The organism is Neokomagataea anthophila (genome assembly GCF_018122595.1).
Classification (GTDB): Bacteria; Pseudomonadota; Alphaproteobacteria; order Acetobacterales; family Acetobacteraceae; genus Gluconobacter; species Gluconobacter anthophilus.
Genome location: NZ_JAGRQH010000008.1, coordinates 1 through 15,909, shown reverse-complemented (window position 1 = coordinate 15,909; position 15,909 = coordinate 1). Strand labels below are relative to the sequence as shown.

General features: G+C 52.0%; 14 protein-coding genes. 7 read left to right on the top strand and 7 right to left on the bottom strand.

Translation table 11 applies throughout. The features are described 5' to 3' along the window. Nucleotides 1-45: 45 nt before the first annotated feature. The 3 genes from KB213_RS09990 to KB213_RS09980 all read left to right on the top strand — a co-directional run bounded on the left by KB213_RS09990 (nucleotide 46) and on the right by KB213_RS09980 (nucleotide 3,683). Nucleotides 46-978, top strand: a complete 933-nt coding sequence (locus KB213_RS09990; protein WP_211682731.1) for a ribose-phosphate pyrophosphokinase — start codon at nucleotides 46-48, stop codon at nucleotides 976-978. Between the two features lie 40 nt (nucleotides 979-1,018). Then, nucleotides 1,019-1,630 (top strand): histidine phosphatase family protein, encoded by a 612-nt coding sequence (locus KB213_RS09985; protein WP_211682865.1) that lies wholly within the window; start codon nucleotides 1,019-1,021, stop codon nucleotides 1,628-1,630. Between the two features lie 103 nt (nucleotides 1,631-1,733). Further along, nucleotides 1,734-3,683 (top strand): M61 family metallopeptidase, encoded by a 1,950-nt coding sequence (locus KB213_RS09980; RefSeq protein ID WP_211682729.1) that lies wholly within the window; start codon nucleotides 1,734-1,736, stop codon nucleotides 3,681-3,683. A 63-nt stretch (nucleotides 3,684-3,746) separates the two neighbouring features. Here the strand turns inward: KB213_RS09980 and KB213_RS09975 are convergent, their stop codons facing one another. After that, the gene (locus KB213_RS09975) at nucleotides 3,747-4,766 is read right to left on the bottom strand and encodes a polyprenyl synthetase family protein (protein ID WP_211682863.1); all 1,020 of its coding nucleotides are present in this window, start codon (nucleotides 4,764-4,766) and stop codon (nucleotides 3,747-3,749) included. Nucleotides 4,767-5,044: 278 nt separating this feature from the next. Here KB213_RS09975 and KB213_RS09970 point away from each other — a divergent pair, with 278 nt between their 5' ends. Beyond that, the gene (locus KB213_RS09970; RefSeq protein WP_211682728.1) at nucleotides 5,045-5,824 is read left to right on the top strand and encodes a tRNA1(Val) (adenine(37)-N6)-methyltransferase; all 780 of its coding nucleotides are present in this window, start codon (nucleotides 5,045-5,047) and stop codon (nucleotides 5,822-5,824) included. Between the two features lie 20 nt (nucleotides 5,825-5,844). Here the strand turns inward: KB213_RS09970 and KB213_RS09965 are convergent, their stop codons facing one another. Both KB213_RS09965 and KB213_RS09960 read right to left on the bottom strand, forming a co-directional pair. Continuing rightward, entirely contained in the window at nucleotides 5,845-6,864 is a 1,020-nt protein-coding gene (locus tag KB213_RS09965) for a ribonucleotide-diphosphate reductase subunit beta (protein WP_211682726.1), read from the bottom strand. A 202-nt stretch (nucleotides 6,865-7,066) separates the two neighbouring features. Further along, nucleotides 7,067-9,052: a ribonucleoside-diphosphate reductase subunit alpha gene (locus tag KB213_RS09960; RefSeq protein WP_211682724.1), complete on the bottom strand. Its 1,986-nt coding sequence runs from the start codon at nucleotides 9,050-9,052 to the stop codon at nucleotides 7,067-7,069. 375 nt (nucleotides 9,053-9,427) lie between these two features. Between KB213_RS09960 and KB213_RS09955 the strand changes: the two genes are divergently transcribed. Continuing rightward, nucleotides 9,428-9,859, top strand: a complete 432-nt coding sequence (locus KB213_RS09955; protein ID WP_211682722.1) for an OsmC family protein — start codon at nucleotides 9,428-9,430, stop codon at nucleotides 9,857-9,859. Between the two features lie 169 nt (nucleotides 9,860-10,028). Here KB213_RS09955 and aroC read toward each other — a convergent pair whose 3' ends face one another. Together aroC and fabI are read right to left on the bottom strand one after the other, a co-directional pair. Continuing rightward, nucleotides 10,029-11,102 carry a chorismate synthase gene (aroC, locus tag KB213_RS09950; protein ID WP_211682720.1) on the bottom strand — a complete coding sequence of 358 codons (1,074 nt, stop codon included), beginning with the start codon at nucleotides 11,100-11,102 and terminating at the stop codon, nucleotides 10,029-10,031. A 2-nt stretch (nucleotides 11,103-11,104) separates the two neighbouring features. After that, nucleotides 11,105-11,965, bottom strand: a complete 861-nt coding sequence (fabI, locus tag KB213_RS09945) for an enoyl-ACP reductase FabI (RefSeq protein WP_211682718.1) — start codon at nucleotides 11,963-11,965, stop codon at nucleotides 11,105-11,107. A gap of 213 nt (nucleotides 11,966-12,178) precedes the next feature. Here fabI and pdxH point away from each other — a divergent pair, with 213 nt between their 5' ends. Continuing rightward, nucleotides 12,179-12,784 carry a pyridoxamine 5'-phosphate oxidase gene (gene pdxH, locus KB213_RS09940; RefSeq protein ID WP_211682716.1) on the top strand — a complete coding sequence of 202 codons (606 nt, stop codon included), beginning with the start codon at nucleotides 12,179-12,181 and terminating at the stop codon, nucleotides 12,782-12,784. Nucleotides 12,785-12,843: 59 nt separating this feature from the next. Next, on the top strand, nucleotides 12,844-13,731 hold the full coding sequence (locus KB213_RS09935) for a universal stress protein (RefSeq protein WP_068173704.1): 888 nt from the start codon (nucleotides 12,844-12,846) through the stop codon (nucleotides 13,729-13,731). 96 nt (nucleotides 13,732-13,827) lie between these two features. Here KB213_RS09935 and KB213_RS09930 read toward each other — a convergent pair whose 3' ends face one another. Continuing rightward, complete coding sequence (locus KB213_RS09930; protein WP_068173706.1) at nucleotides 13,828-15,264, bottom strand: mannitol dehydrogenase family protein; 1,437 nt, start codon at nucleotides 15,262-15,264, stop codon at nucleotides 13,828-13,830. A 45-nt stretch (nucleotides 15,265-15,309) separates the two neighbouring features. After that, nucleotides 15,310-15,831, bottom strand: coding sequence for a gluconokinase (locus KB213_RS09925; protein ID WP_211682714.1), 522 nt, complete (start codon nucleotides 15,829-15,831; stop codon nucleotides 15,310-15,312). Between the last annotated feature and the right edge of the window lie 78 nt (nucleotides 15,832-15,909).

Genomic DNA, 15,909 nt, shown 5'->3' with positions numbered 1-15,909 from the left:
AGGCCCTCCTTCTTCCCTGTCGGCACCCCCAGACGAGATTGCTGAATGAAAATCGTTGCCTGCAACAGTAACCTGCCGCTTGCCCGCGCGGTTGCAAACGAATTACGCCTTCCTTTGTGCAAGACCGTCGTCAAGCGCTTTGCCGATGGTGAGGTCTTTGTCGAGATCCAAGAAAACGTACGCGGTGAAGACGTGTTCGTTATTCAAAGCACCTGCATGCCCACAAATGACCACCTAATGGAATTGCTGGTCATGCTGGATGCCCTACGCCGTGGCTCCGCCCGCCGCGTCACGGCCGTCATGCCGTACTTTGGTTATGCACGTCAGGACCGTAAATCCGGCCCACGTACCCCTATTAGCGCAAAATTGGTCGCTAACCTCCTCACCGAAGCCGGCGCAAACCGTATTTTAACGATGGATCTGCACGCTATGCAGATTCAAGGTTTCTTCGACATCCCCACGGATAACCTATACGCAGCACCACTCTTCGTCCGCGATCTCCTCGCACGCCTTCCTAACCGCGAGTTGATTATCGTATCACCTGATGTCGGCGGCGTGGTACGTGCACGGCAGTTAGCGCAACGTCTCAACGTCGATCTCGCAATCATTGATAAACGCCGTGAACGCGCTGGTGTCTCCGAAGTCATGAACGTTATCGGTGATGTCTCTGGCCGCTACTGCGTTCTGGTGGATGATATCGTCGATAGTGGTGGCTCCTTGTGTAACGCAGCTGAAGCCCTCATGAAGCGCGGCGCCGCTGGCGTAGAAGCCTACGTCACACACGGGGTTTTGACTGGCAATGCGTGTGAAAAAGTCAAGAATAGCCCTCTCAACATGCTAACCCTCACGGATAGCATCCCCGCGACCGAAACCTTGAGAGAGACGCCGAACATCCGTCAGATCACGACAGCTAATCTCCTCGCCCGCGCTATGAGCGCCGTCGCAGATGAAAGCTCCGTATCGTCGCTGTTCGACTGATTTCCGTCACGCCTCTCCGCCTCTGGAAGTTTATACTCTTATGACCTCCATTACGCCTCGCCCCTACTGGTATCTCCGTCACGGACAAACCGACTGGAACCTCAAAGGACTGGCGCAGGGGCACACGGATATTCCTTTGAATGCTACAGGCCTTGCTCAAGCAGAGCGGGCTGGGGCGTTCTTGGCTACCTTATTTGATGATGGGAAACGCCCATTTGACCATATAGTAGCCTCTCCTTTGGCACGCGCCTTCACAACAGCAGAATACGCCCAAAAAGCCATCTTCGAACGGCACGGCATCACACTCCCCCTCTCAGCCGACCCCGGTTTCAAAGAAGTTTGCTTCGGTATTCTCGAAGGTAAAGAGATGGGCAATTGGTACGAACCGTGGATCTATGACGGCTACAAACCAGAAGGCGCTGAAGGCTTTGCTGATCTCACGAAACGTTCCGTTGCAGCGACCAATCGCGCAATAGAAACCGGCACACCGCTAATTGTTGCACATGGAGCACTTTATCGTGGCCTGCGCGCTGGTATGGGCCTCGACATTAATGTCCGCATCCCCAACGCTACCCCGATGCATATAACGCCAACAGACAATACATGGGACGTCACCGTTTTCCCTGTGCATGAAGCCACAACTCCGACCTAAACACCGGAATATTTTTTCAATCCGCTACTGAATCATAATTGGCGCAGTCCGTATCGTACGGCTATAAATCATAGCTGTACGATTTTAATGCAGGAATGCCCTAATGATTTCACGCCGCTTTCTCACGGCCCTAACATTGGCAAGCGCCCTCACGGCGCCCACCTTTGCAAATGCTCAATCTACCCAGCCGCAACCGCAGCCTCTGCCCCTCCCCAATACTATCCCTGACCCGGTTGACCACCCATTCCCCGGTGCTTTGACCGTTGATGTTGATGCCACTGACACGACACATCGTGCACTCAACGTTCACGAAACCATTCCCGTCCCACAAGATGCGGCACGCGCAGGCGATATGGTGCTGTTCTTCCCGATGTGGATCCCCGGTGATCACTCCCCAACAGGCGTTCTTAGCCAGTTTGGTGACCTACGGGTTCATAGCAATGGAAAAGATATTGGCTGGAAGCGTGACACGGTAAACGTCGCCGCGTTCCACATTCCAGTTGACCACAACACCACCAAACTGGACCTAAACTTCCAGCTCCTCACTCCCATCACAGATAGCCAAGGCCGCGTGACCGTAACGCCCTCTATCGTGAACGTACAGTGGAACCAGGTCTCTCTCTATCCTGCGGGTTATTTCTCACGCAACATTACCGTGAACCCCAGCGTTCACGTTCCCCATGGCTGGAAAATTGGCACGGCCCTGCGCGCTTCCACCTATGGTGACGTCACACATTTCAACCCCACCACATACAACACACTGGTCGACTCCCCTTTGTATGTCGGACGCTACTTCCGCAAGTTTGACCTCACCGGCCCAGATCATGTGCCTGTTAGCCTAGATGTCGTCGCTGACGATGCAGAATCCCTTGAAGCAACACCTGCACAGGTTGACGCGCATCGGAACCTCGTCAAACAAGCAACTACATTATTCGACTCACACCATTACGATCATTATGACTTCCTGCTCGCCCTGACGGACGAACTCGGCGGCATCGGTCTTGAACACCATCAATCCAGCGAGAATAGCGCTGAAACGGGTTATTTCACCGAATGGGATCAAACCTTCCCCGGCCGTGACCTTCTGGCACATGAATTCACACATTCATGGAACGGCAAATATCGTCGTCCCGCGGACCTTTGGGCACCAAACTTCAACTACCCACAGCGTGATTCCCTTCTGTGGGTCTATGAAGGCCAAACCCAATATTGGGGCAATGTCCTTGCCGCTCGCTCTGGCCTCGTAACCAAAGACCAAGGCTTTGAAGCCCTAGCCTACATGGCTGCCACATACGACAACCAGACTGGCCGTCTATGGCGCACTTTGGAAGACACCACCAATGACCCTGTCATCGCACAGCGCGCTCCCTTGTCATGGCGTGACTGGCAGCGCTCTGAAGATTACTATGTTGAAGGACAACTCGTCTGGCTGGATGCTGATTCCTTAATCCGTAAGCTGTCCAATGATCACAAATCACTCGATGATTTTGCGAAAGCTTTCTTCAGCACCAATAATGGCAGCTTCATCGTTAGCCCTTATAACTTTGATGATGTCGTTAAGACACTCAACGCTGTGCAGCCTTATGACTGGGCCAAGTTCTTGCATGATCGCCTTGATAAAGTTCAGCCACACGCTCCGCTCGATGGCCTGACGAATGGCGGCTATAAGCTTGTTTACACCGACAAGCCAACATCCTTCATCAAAACTATCGAAGGCGCACGCCATAGCGCAGATTTAACCTTCTCTTTGGGTATGCTTGTACGTGCTAATGGCACCGCATCGCGCGTCCATTGGAACAGCCCAGCCTTCAAAGCAGGCATCAACTCTGGCCAAGTCATTCTGGCCGTCAACGATCTGAGCTTCACTCCAAAGCGCCTCAAACAGGCCATTACGGATGCTCAGCATAGCAAGCAAGATGTTCGTCTCGTCGTAAAATCAGATGACCACATTACTACGGTTGCTATCCCATATCATGATGGCCTCCGTTACCCACACCTTGAGCGCCTTAACGGCACTCCAGATCGCCTGAGCGCTATTTACGCTCCGCGCTAAAATACAAAAAGCCCGGCTCATTGAGCCGGGCTTTTTCATGAAACACAGCAATACCGCTGACGCTTATCGCGCCCGATCCACCGTAAACTGTACCGTCTCCGCCATCAAACGGCGAATTTCACTCTCAGGAAAAACCTGAAGCGCTTCAACAGCAGCGTCTGCATATTGGCGCGCACGCTCAATCGTGGTGTGAATAGCACCCGTCTTGGCAATCAGATCCAGAGCATGGAACAGATCATCTTCCGTCTGCTCAGCACGACCAATCACACGCTCCCAGAACAAACGCTCTTCCGTATTACCCGCATTATAAGCGGCCAACACAGGCAGCGTGATTTTTCCTTCGCGGAAATCGTCACCGACCGTCTTACCCAGAACCTGCTGATCTGCCGCATAATCCAGCGCATCATCAACCAGTTGGAACGCCATCCCCAGATTGGTTCCGAACGCATCCAAAGCCAATTCATCCTGCTCTGAACGCTCGGCAATCACAGCCCCAACGCGGCAAGCTGCAGCAAAAAGCGCCGCCGTCTTCCCGTGGATGACCTCCAAATAACGCTCCATCGGCGTAGACAGGTCATTCTGCACCACCATTTGCAGAACTTCACCTTCTGCGATGGTCGCCGAGGCTCCCGAGAGAATTTCCATCACACGCAAACTACCATCAGCCGTCATCAGCTGAAATGAGCGCGCAAACAAGAAATCCCCAACGAGAACAGACGCCTTATTACCAAAGACCGCATTAGCAGACGCTAAGCCGCGCCGTAACACGCTCTCATCCACCACATCATCATGCAGCAACGTCGCCGTATGGATAAATTCCACACAGGCTGCCAGCCCAACATGACGCTGCCGGTCTGGACTTGGCTCATAACCACATAAATGGGCTGATGCTAGCGTTAGTAAAGGCCGTAAACGCTTGCCACCCGCGGCCACCAAATGTGCCCCTAATTGCGGAATAAGTGGCACCGGACTTTGCATCCGCTCAACAATAGCGCGGTTACAAGCCTGCATGTCGTCCTTTAAATAAGACAACAAAGCGGAAAGTGCATTTTCACCACCAGAGGTCTTTCCCCCCGAAGGCATATCAGTGCTCGACTGCCCGACATGTCCAGCACCGCTTGAAGCAGAAGCGCTAGGAATGTTCGCTGCATCCGTGGAAGCAGTGTCCAAAGGTTATAACTCCAGATACCATACAACAATCAGGTAACGGAACGATCACACGAACCACACCGCACCCCTATAACGTCCTTCCGGTCTAGACATAGAAAACAACCCATGCAACGCCAGAACGAAAGAGAACGTCCTCTAATCCATGATCAGAACCATAATCCTACGCCACTTTGTACAAACAAACCATAAGCATGACGATGCACACCCTACAGGCTTCACATTTACGTACGGGCACTCTCCTCAATGGTCGCCTCCATTATGAGCAATTTGCTCAAGGTTATCGCACAGGAATAGAGCCTATTCTTTTAGCTGCGGCCGTTCCCGTACGTAATAACCAAACCATTCTAGATATAGGCTGCGGTGCCGGACCCAGCCTGCTCTGCCTAACCGCGCGCAACTCCACTCTACGCGGTATCGGTATCGAGACAGACCCGGCAACGGCTCTATTAGCGCGCCGTAATTTACGCTTAAATGGTATCAAACGAGACCAAAGCCACGTCCTCCTCGGTCACGTCCCTTCACTCCCCAGCAAGCTGAGGCACATCGCGCCCAACGCTAATGGGCGTTTTCACCACGTTATTTCAAATCCACCGTGGTACGCACCAAATGGCAAAGCCTCACCAGATGCACGCCGCAACCTAGCCTTACGCACAGAGCACATCACACCCGAAGAATGGATCACTTGCCTTACAAAATGGGTTTTACCCGGTGGCACACTCACCACCATTCTGCACAGCAGCCTGACAGACCGCGCCTGCATGACACTCCGCCAAAACGGATGCGGCTCTATAAAGTTGTTCCCTCTATGGCCACGCCCTCAGCGAGAAGCCAAGCTCGTCATGATACAAGCAATTTTTGCTGGAAAAGCAGCCTTTAGAATGCTGCCCGGGCTTGTACTACACACTGTACAAAACAGCTTCACACCCGAAGCCGAAAACATTCTAAGAGATGGCGCCCCCCTCATCTTATGATGAGAGGGAACTGACCTTTTTTACTCGAACACATTCCCCTCAAACGCATCTTCCCAGCTACCAGCCGTCGATGCGCGAGAATATTCCGTTGAACGGTTTTCGAAGAAGTTTGCATGCTCAACAGCGTTCAGCATGTGATCAATCCACGGCAGTGGATTTTCTTCCACACCATAGAACGTTTCTAGACCCAACTGCGTCAAACGACGATCTGCAATGAAGCGAATATATTTCTTCACGTCATCTGCAGCCAGCCCTTCAACTGCCCCCATCTCGAAAGCCAGATCGATAAAGGCGTCTTCATGCTCAACCGTCGTACGACAAATCTGCAAGAGTTCTTCACGGAAATCTTCCGTCCAAATCTCACGGTTTTCACGCACAAACGTACGGAACAGACGAATCATGGACAGGCAGTGCAGTGTTTCATCACGCACAGACCACGTAACAATCTGCCCCATACCCTTCAGCTTGTTGAAGCGTGGGAAGTTCAACAAAATCGCAAACGATGCGAAAAGCTGAAGCCCTTCCATAAATGCCCCAAACGCCGCCATCGTCTTGGCAATTTCACGCTTAGAGTTAATATTGAAGGATTGCATGAAGTCATACTTATCCTTCATCTCCTTATACTTAAGGAATGCTGAGTACTCAGTCTCAGGCATACCAATGGTATCAAGAAGATGAGAATATGCAGCGATATGCACCGTCTCAATATTTGAGAAAGAGGACAACATCATGAGCACTTCAGTCGGCTTAAAGACCTGACTGTAATACTTCATGTAAGCAGAGTTCACTTCCACATCAGCTTGCGTGAAGAAGCGGAAAATCTGCGTTACCAGATGCTGCTCAGATTCTGTCAGCGTGCGGTGCCAATCCTTCACGTCGTCGGCAAGCGGTACCTCTTCTGGCAACCAATGAACACGCTGCTGTGTCAACCACGCATCATAAGCCCAAGGATAACGAAACGGCTTATATACTGGGTTCGCCGTCATCAAATCAAACCGCTCTTCTGGAGCTGCCTTGCCGTTCTCAGTCGGGTTTGTCATCACCGTCTCTCCTCATCAACACAGCACGTCCATCACAAGGCCCCTCAAAACTACAAGCCTCATATGCGCACACTGTGCATCCATACATTCTATTCATACCATTCGCCTGAACACTACGCTCAAGGCACCCGGCATATACGTAGACAAGAGAAAACTCGCTCTCACGCTCGCAGCGAATTCCTCTTGTCATGCCCTCACTTTTTTACTGGCAAGACAGGCATTCATCATAGTCACCCGTACTCGCTGGCCCCTTGGGCGCAGCTTCTGGGGTCAATGCGTCATCCTCGTCTTCCATAATGTCCGTTTTCAGCGCCAACGTTGACACGGCATCAGCCCGCTGAATGGACAAAGAGCGGCAATAATACAATGATTTCAAACCCTTCTTCCATGCTTGGAAGTGGATCTGATGCAAATCACGCTTATGAACATCCGCCGGCAAGAAGATATTCACTGACTGCGCCTGACAGATAAACTGCGCACGGTCTGCCGCATGCTCCACAACCCAACGCTGATCCAGTTCAAAGGCTGTTTTGAAAACATCCTTCTCATCCTGTGTCAGGAAGTCCAAATGCTGCACAGACCCCTTACTCAACGTAATGTCAGACCAAACCTTGTCAGTGTTCTGACCACGCTCTTCAAGCAACGTGGTCAGATGACGGTTGCGGACTGAGAACGAGCCGGAAAGCGTCTTTTGCAAAAAGACATTAGCACTAATCGGCTCAATACCCGGGCTTGCATTGCCTGTAATAATGGAGATGGACGCCGTCGGTGCAATCGCCAATTTGTGTGAGAAACGCTCCTGAATGCCATATTCAGCTGCATCCGGACATGCTCCACGCACTTCCGCCAGATGACGCGATGCCGCATCTGCTTGTGTACGAATATGCTGGAAAATCTTACGATTCCAAACTTTCGCCATCACGCTCTCAAACGGGATCATCCGCGCCTGTAAGAAGGAGTGGAAGCCCATTACCCCAAGCCCGACGGAACGCTCACGCATAGCCGCATAACGCGCCTTTTCCATATCATCAGGCGCGCGATCGATAAAGTCCTGCAATACGTTATCGAGGAACAGCATCACGTCCTCGATAAATTGCGGGTTATCCTTCCACTCATCCCATGTCTCAAGATTAAGAGACGACAAGCAGCATACAGCCGTACGGTTCTTACCATGATGATCAATGCCCGTCGGCAGAGTAATCTCAGCACAAAGGTTGGATGTCTTCACTTCCAGACCGGCCAACTTATGGTGCTCTGGGCGCGCACGGTTTACGTGATCAGAATAAATTACATAAGGCTCGCCCTGTTCCATACGTGCCGTGAGAATACGGATCCACAAGCCACGCGCTGAAATCTTACGGATAATGCTGTGATCCTTCGGAGACAGCAAAGCCCACTCTTCATCCTTTTCCACAGCCCGCATGAATGCGTCTGTGACCAGAACACCATGATGCAGGTTCAGGGCCTTACGATTCGGATCACCACCCGTCGGGCGGCGAATTTCCGTGAATTCTTCAATCTCTGGATGCCAGACGGGCAGATACACCGCAGCAGAACCACGACGCAAAGACCCCTGCGAAATCGCTAGGGTCAAGCTATCCATCACACGGATGAAAGGAATAACCCCTGACGTCTTGCCATTCTTACCGATATTTTCACCGATAGAACGCAAATTACCCCAGTAAGAGCCAATACCGCCTCCCTTAGAGGCCAACCAAACATTCTCGTTCCACAGCCCGACAATGCCTTCGAGGCTGTCTTCCGCCTCATTCAGGAAGCAAGAAATAGGCAAACCGCGTGATGTCCCACCATTGGACAGAATCGGCGTAGCCGGCATGAACCAATGTTGTGAGATATAATCATACAAACGCTGCGCATGCCCTGCATCTGCACCATAATAAGATGCCACACGCGCAAAGATATCTTGGTAACGCTCACCCGGTAAAAGATAACGGTTATCAAGTGTTGCCTTGCCAAAATCCGTCAATAAACGGTCACGGCTATGATCAACACGAACTGCATGGTGGCCAGGCAACTGCACCACATCATCAAACAACTCAGCATTTTCCTGAGGAGATGCGACATCATCACCAAATGGATGGTCTACAGGCGGCTGCACACTATGAGCACTGTCACTCGAACGCTGGACATCCGTTGATGCTTCCAAGGTCTCGTCATGCAGGCTCATGCGTTATCTCCACCGCTTCCCAACAAGGGAGGCCCAAGGAATACTCATTCTTGGCGCCACGTCTTGTCATGTTTTTCTGAATTTCTGCCCCCTCAATTCCACACCTTATAGGTGCGCCGCAAGCAAACTCTTCGCTTGCAAAGACCATCTGATTGTGTCTGGGCCCACCCCTATATCTAGGGGTCAAAGTCATCCACAGGACTAGATATGGTAGTTCCCTTGGAAAACCGCCACATAAGCGCCACCATCCACAGCCATGGCTTCACGCACCACACCATGATCACAAAATCATGTTTTTTTATAGCGAAACACTCAGCGTATCATCGCGTTGAAAGCAACGTTACACCGTAAGTTCAATGGTTGGAGTCTAAGCACATGACCATCACCAAAACAGCATCTGCTCACTGGAGCGGCGGTATCAAAGACGGTAAGGGCACTATTTCCACGCAAAGCGGCGCCCTCTCTGAGCAGCCCTATGGCTTCAACACGCGCTTTGAAGACAAACCCGGCACCAACCCAGAAGAACTCCTCGGTGCGGCCCACGCTGGATGCTTCACGATGGCCCTTTCACTCATTCTAGGGAATGCAGGCCTTACCGCTACAGCTTTAGATACAAAAGCCACCGTCTCCCTTGATCAGGTCAAAGATGGTTTTGCGATCAGCAAAGTACATCTGACACTCCGCGCGACAGTCCCCGGAGCCACAGAAGAGCAGTTTTTGGAACTGGCTAATACCGCCAAAGCTGGGTGCCCACTCTCAAAAGTCATCAATGCAGAGATCACCCTCGACGCCGCATTGAACGACTAAAAAATGAGACCGTGTGGGCTATAAAACGGACCTACCCGCATCAGCCCACACGACACACATACCTCAGACATCATGCAGTGCTGAAGCTTCAGCGCGCATAAAAGCTCAAGATCTACCTTTTACATAACGCGCGTAAGAGAGTGTTCTCACTCAATGTAACGCCCAACTATTACCCGCACTGCCCTCGGTGCCGCAACGCATGGTCTGCCAAGACACACGCCATCATCGCTTCTGCCACCGGCACAGCACGAATACCAATGCACGGATCATGACGCCCCTTCGTCATCACATCCACAGCCTCACCCTCACTGGTGATGCTCGGCACAGGCGTTAAGATCGAACTGGTCGGCTTAATAGCAAAACGTGCGACAACAGGCTGGCCAGTTGAAATGCCACCAAGAATACCACCCGCATGATTGGCCTCAAAGACAGGGCCAGGCCGGATCGGATCTGCATTTTGCTCACCGCGCAAAGCTGCGACAGCAAAGCCATCCCCAATTTCGACGCCTTTAACGCCATTAATACCCATCAGCGCTGAGGCAAGTTCAGAATCTAATTTGCCATAAATAGGTGCGCCAAGCCCAGCGGGCACATGCTCCGCCACCACTTCAACCACAGCCCCAATGGATGAGCCCGATTTACGAACATCATCTAGGAGAGATTGCCATCCCTCTACGGCGCCCGCATCAGGGCACCAAAGCGGATTACGCTCCGTCTCCGCCCAGTCCCATTTCTGCCGGTTAATGATCTGGTCACCAATGCCCACCAAAGCGGCACGGATGGAAAGCTCTTCACCAAAGAGCTGACGTAACACCACACGAGCCACTGCCCCTGCAGCCACGCGCATCGCCGTCTCACGTGCAGAGGAACGCCCACCACCGCGATAGTCCCGATGACCATATTTCAGATCATACGCGATATCAGCATGACCAGGGCGATAACGCTGCGCGATATCACCGTAATCCTTAGAACGCTGGTCCGTGTTTTCAATCATTAACGAGATTGGGGTGCCGGTTGTCTGGCCTTCAAACACGCCAGACAAAATCCTGACCTTATCCGGTTCACGACGTTGCGTCGTGAACCGTGACTGCCCCGGACGGCGGCGGTCTAACCAAGGCTGAATGTCATCCTCAGACAGTTTCAGGCGCGGCGGGCAACCATCAACAACACAGCCAATGGCCGGGCCATGGCTTTCACCCCATGTCGTAACCCGAAAAAGGCGCCCGAAACTGTTCTCTGACATTCTTAGCCTCCAGTTGCTTCGCTCGTCACAATCGCGATATCCGGCGCATCTGGGTTTTTCATGCCAACAACATGATAACCACAGTCGACATGATGTACTTCACCCGTCACGCCACTGGACAGATCAGACAAGAAGTACATCCCTGAACCACCGACATCCTTCAGAGACACATTGCGCTCCATCGGCGCATTCAGCTGATTCCAACGCAGAATGTAACGGAAATCACTGATCCCGTTTGCTGCCAGCGTCATAATCGGACCCGCAGAAATGCCGTTCACACGAATATCGTCACGCCCCAAATCAGCCGCCATGTAACGCACAGACGCTTCAAGAGCAGCCTTTGCCACACCCATGACATTGTAATGCGGCATCACACGCTCTGCACCCAGATAGGTCAGCGTCAGCAAAGAACCGCCCTTGTTCATCATCGCAGCCGCACGCTTCGCTACTGCGGTGAAGGAATAGCAGGAAATATCCATAGCCTGCAGGAACGCTTCACGCGGCGTATCCACATAACGTCCACGCAGATACTGCTTATCGGCCCAGCCAATCGCATGCACGAGGAAGTCAATCTTCCCCCAAACCTTCTCAATTTCAGCGAAGGTCGCATCAATCGCGGCATCATCACCCACATCACAAGGCAGTACGAGCGATGAACCAACACTCTCCGCCAGCGGACGTACGCGCTTACCCAGCGCTTCACCTTGATACGTGAAGGCAAGCTCAGCACCCTGCGCTGCACAAGCACTCGCAATAGCCCACGCGATTGAGTGCTTATTCGCCACACCCATCACGATGCCGCGCTTACCCTTCATCAATGTTCCTACAGCCGGAGCTTGCAGAGCATCTTCTTTTTCAGACATCACACATTCCTTGGTTGCATGAGCAATTTGGCTCGTGGTCGCACAAGCGCGGCTTTAGAACAAGACTTAGCACCTTCAACGGACTGCGAAATAATCTTTACAACCCATTTTTTGTGTCCACTGTACCAAAATCAATACGCCTCTAAGAGGGCAATGTATAAACACACTGCTCAGGCCCCTGCCTGCCCGTGATGATGACTGAGAGCTTTTAATATGTCTGACCTTCCCCTCATTGACCTTACCTCAGACCCCTTCGCCCTATTCCATACATGGATGACTGAAGCCGAAGTCACCGAACCCAATGATGCGAATGCCGTTGCCGTAGCAACCTCCACACCAGATGGGCGCCCCTCCGTTCGTATGCTTCTTCTGAAAGGCGCAGATGAGCGAGGCTTTGTCATTTACACCAACACCCACAGCCGCAAAGGCGAAGAAATCCTCGCCAACCCTCATGTCGCCCTTCTCTTTCACTGGAAGAGTCTGCGTCGACAGATCCGTATTGAAGGCCCCGTGGAACCCGTCACAACCGAAGAAGCCGATGCCTATTTTGCTAGCCGCTCTGCAACCTCACGCTTAGGTGCCATCGCCTCTGACCAATCCCGCCCTCTAGCCGATCGCGCCATTTTTGAACAACGCCTGAAAGATGCTGAAGCGCAATACGGCTCAGGACCAATCCCTCGCCCCACACACTGGACGGGCTTCCGGGTCGTCCCAAACCATATTGAGTTTTGGCAAGATCGCCCTTACCGCCTCCATGATCGTGCCGTATGGTCACGCGAGGGCACATCCGCTTGGAATGTCACACGGCTTTACCCGTAAAAAGACACAATCACCCTGCGTATACTTCAAACCCCATATTGAACGAGGGAGTCAGCCCAATGCTCGTTGATATCAAAAACATCCTGCTTCCACTCAATGGAACCGGAGACCTCGACGCAGTCATGAGCGTTGCCCAAAAACTCGCTCAGCACTTCACGGCCCACTTATCAGCCGTTGTCGTTGGGTCAGACCCTTCAGAAATAGCGGCTCTTGCCGGTGGCGGCATTTCCGCCAGCATGGTCACAGAAATGATCGAGGAAGCCTCCACCGAAGCCGAGCGTAACGCAATCCTCATACGGCATAATTTTCAAAAATTTGTCGCTGATAATGATATCACCTTAATTGAGCCTGACTGTATGGGCTTAGCATCCGCCAATGGCCATACAGCCAGCTTTGAAGTGCTGGATGGCGTAGATTATGATGCTATGGCTTGGCGCTCTCGTTTGGCAGATATGACGCTGGTCCCAACCTTAAGCTCAACATCTGACCCGCGCGCTTCCGCCACCCTACATTCCATTCTTTTCGACAGTGGCCGCCCCCTCGTCATCGCTCCACCAACCCCACCAGAACACGTCGGCAAGCGTATTTCCATTGCATGGAACGGTACAGCTGAAGCCTCACTCGCACTGCGCTGCGTATTACCTTGGGCACACGACGCAGAAGCCATCGAAATCGTCACGTCCCCTGAATACCAACGCCGCGGCCCCGAAGCCGAAGAAGTCGTACGATACCTCCGCCTACATGGAATCTCCGCTACATCCCGCTCCTGCGAACCCGTCAAAAAAGATATTGGCGCAGGCCTTCTTAAAGCAGCAGACGATTTCGGGGCCGATATGTTGGCTCTAGGCGCATATTCCCACTCTCCACGCTTCCGCCAAATCTTACTTGGCGGCGTCACCCGCCACATTCTGGAGAATATGAAGCTTACGGTTTTGATGAGCCGCTAACACCCACATCACCACATATATTACGCACAAAAAAGGGAGGCCCTATAGCCTCCCTTTCTCATTTTAAACGCTTGTTTGCGCCCTCTCGCTATACCCTCAAGCTGGGATGGCCGCACGGACACCCTTCTCACGGATAACCTTACGCAGTTCCACAACCTTGGCATTCAGCGCCGTTGTGTCCAAATCACGCCACGCATCGAAAGAAGGAAGCTGTAGTGCCGTCTCATAATCATCAGCCGCAGCCAATTCCTTCTGCTTTGCCTTAAAGGTTGGCTCAGCATGATCTGGCACTGAATGCAGCATTTCGAGATAAGCCGCGATGCCAAAAGCAATACGGGACAGATCTGTTTTACGTTCCAGAGCTTGACGCACAGTCTCAGTCCAGAACACCTGAACCTTCGACGAACCATCACTTGCAATACGCAAGATTTGGTCAGCCATCGCAGGGTTAGAGAAACGACTGATAACGCTATCTCGGTAACCTTCCAACGTCACACCCGGAGGGGCATGCAAGGTCGGGATCACATCCTTGTTCAAGAAAGCTTCTACATTCCGGCGTAGATCAGCATCCGCCAAAGCTTGATCGATATTTTCATATCCAATCAACAATGCAGGGAAACTGAGCATAATGTGAGACGCATTCAACATGCGAATTTTCACATGCTCATAATCCGTCACGTCATCAACGAACTGCACTCCGGCCTTCTCAAGCGGCGGGCGACCATCAGCGAAATTATCTTCCAGAACCCATTGGTGGAAATCTTCCGCCACAAGCGGCAGGTCATCATTCAAGCCAGAAGCCTTATTCAGCTTCTCAATAACAGCCTTGGAGACGGTTGGTGTAATACGATCCACCATCCCGTTTGGGAAGGTCGCATTCTCTTCAATCCATGCCGCCAATTCTGCATCACGTGCTTTAGCGTGACCCAAGAATGCTTTGCGCGCAACATTACCATTATGGCGCAAATTATCGGCTGACAGGATCGTGAAAGCCTTATGGCCTGCATCACGACGGCGGCGCAGCGCTTCAACAACATAACCAAAAATCGTGGACGGCCGTTCTGGCGTTTTTAGATCCTGCTGCACAGCTTCGTTCGTCAGATCGAACTCCCCCGTACCTTCATCGATATTATAACCACCTTCCGTGATCGTCATCGATACGATACGCGTTGCCGGATCAGCGAGACGCTCCAAAACAGCATCCGGATTTTCTGGCGCAAGCAAATAATCACGCAAACAGCCAATCACCCGCACATGGCTCTCACCCGATGGTGCTGTCTCTGTCAAAGAGTACAGACCATTTTGTGCTTTATACTGAGCAGCCTTACGTTCTGAACGCTCACCGGCCGTTAAACCGACACCAACGATACCCCAGTTAGGATCGTCTTTCAGAATTTGCTCAACATAAAATGCTTCATGTGCACGAAAGAAGTTACCGACGCCAAAATGCACGATACCCGGACGAACAGACGATACATCGTAGGGTGGCGCAACAACTCCAGAAGGCAATCCATCTACTGATTTCAGCGTCATCTTTTTGTTTCCTTATGTCGTTGTCGATATGTTGTGATGAGACTTTTAACGCGCACCACTATCCAGAACATTCCGCCGCACCCTGCGCGAAACATCCTCGACCACCTGATCAAGAGACCGATCACTCTCTATAATGATCGTATGCTCTCCGGGTTCCGGTTCTTCGAGTACCTCAAACTGGCTTTCCACCATGCTCGTTGGCATAAAATGCCCAACACGCTGGTTCACCCGCTTAAGAGACTCTTCTTTTGAGATCTTGAGATATACGAAATACGCATTGCAGTCCTCTGCCAGCGCATCACGATAAGCCTTCTTCAACGAAGAGCAGGTTAAAACGGCATCTTTTCCTTGAGCATTTTGTTCACGCATGGCGCGATTACAAATCTGCAACCAAGGATAGCGATCTGAATCTTTTAAAGGAATACCGCTTTCCATCTTCTCAAGGTTCTCTTGAGAGTGAAGGTCATCGCCTTCGATGAATACGGCTCCGATCCGATCAGCAAGAGCACGTGCAACCGTGCTCTTGCCCGTGCCTGAGACGCCCATGACAATGATGGATACGCCCATGGACCGCTCTCCCTTATTTCTTCTCGACGTGTCCGCCGAATCCGAAGCGCTGTGCGGAGATGATTTTCTCAGCGAAGT

Coding starts and splice junctions, on each gene's coding strand:
- KB213_RS09970 (WP_211682728.1), top strand. CDS start 5,045: ATGACGATGCACACCCTACAGGCTTCACATTTACGTACGGGCACTCTC.
- KB213_RS09985 (WP_211682865.1), top strand. CDS start 1,019: ATGACCTCCATTACGCCTCGCCCCTACTGGTATCTCCGTCACGGACAA.
- fabI (WP_211682718.1), bottom strand. CDS start 11,965: ATGTCTGAAAAAGAAGATGCTCTGCAAGCTCCGGCTGTAGGAACATTG.
- KB213_RS09960 (WP_211682724.1), bottom strand. CDS start 9,052: ATGAGCCTGCATGACGAGACCTTGGAAGCATCAACGGATGTCCAGCGT.
- KB213_RS09930 (WP_068173706.1), bottom strand. CDS start 15,264: ATGACGCTGAAATCAGTAGATGGATTGCCTTCTGGAGTTGTTGCGCCA.
- KB213_RS09990 (WP_211682731.1), top strand. CDS start 46: ATGAAAATCGTTGCCTGCAACAGTAACCTGCCGCTTGCCCGCGCGGTT.
- KB213_RS09975 (WP_211682863.1), bottom strand. CDS start 4,766: ATGCCTTCGGGGGGAAAGACCTCTGGTGGTGAAAATGCACTTTCCGCT.
- pdxH (WP_211682716.1), top strand. CDS start 12,179: ATGTCTGACCTTCCCCTCATTGACCTTACCTCAGACCCCTTCGCCCTA.
- KB213_RS09925 (WP_211682714.1), bottom strand. CDS start 15,831: ATGGGCGTATCCATCATTGTCATGGGCGTCTCAGGCACGGGCAAGAGC.
- KB213_RS09935 (WP_068173704.1), top strand. CDS start 12,844: ATGCTCGTTGATATCAAAAACATCCTGCTTCCACTCAATGGAACCGGA.
- KB213_RS09955 (WP_211682722.1), top strand. CDS start 9,428: ATGACCATCACCAAAACAGCATCTGCTCACTGGAGCGGCGGTATCAAA.
- aroC (WP_211682720.1), bottom strand. CDS start 11,102: ATGTCAGAGAACAGTTTCGGGCGCCTTTTTCGGGTTACGACATGGGGT.
- KB213_RS09965 (WP_211682726.1), bottom strand. CDS start 6,864: ATGACAAACCCGACTGAGAACGGCAAGGCAGCTCCAGAAGAGCGGTTT.
- KB213_RS09980 (WP_211682729.1), top strand. CDS start 1,734: ATGATTTCACGCCGCTTTCTCACGGCCCTAACATTGGCAAGCGCCCTC.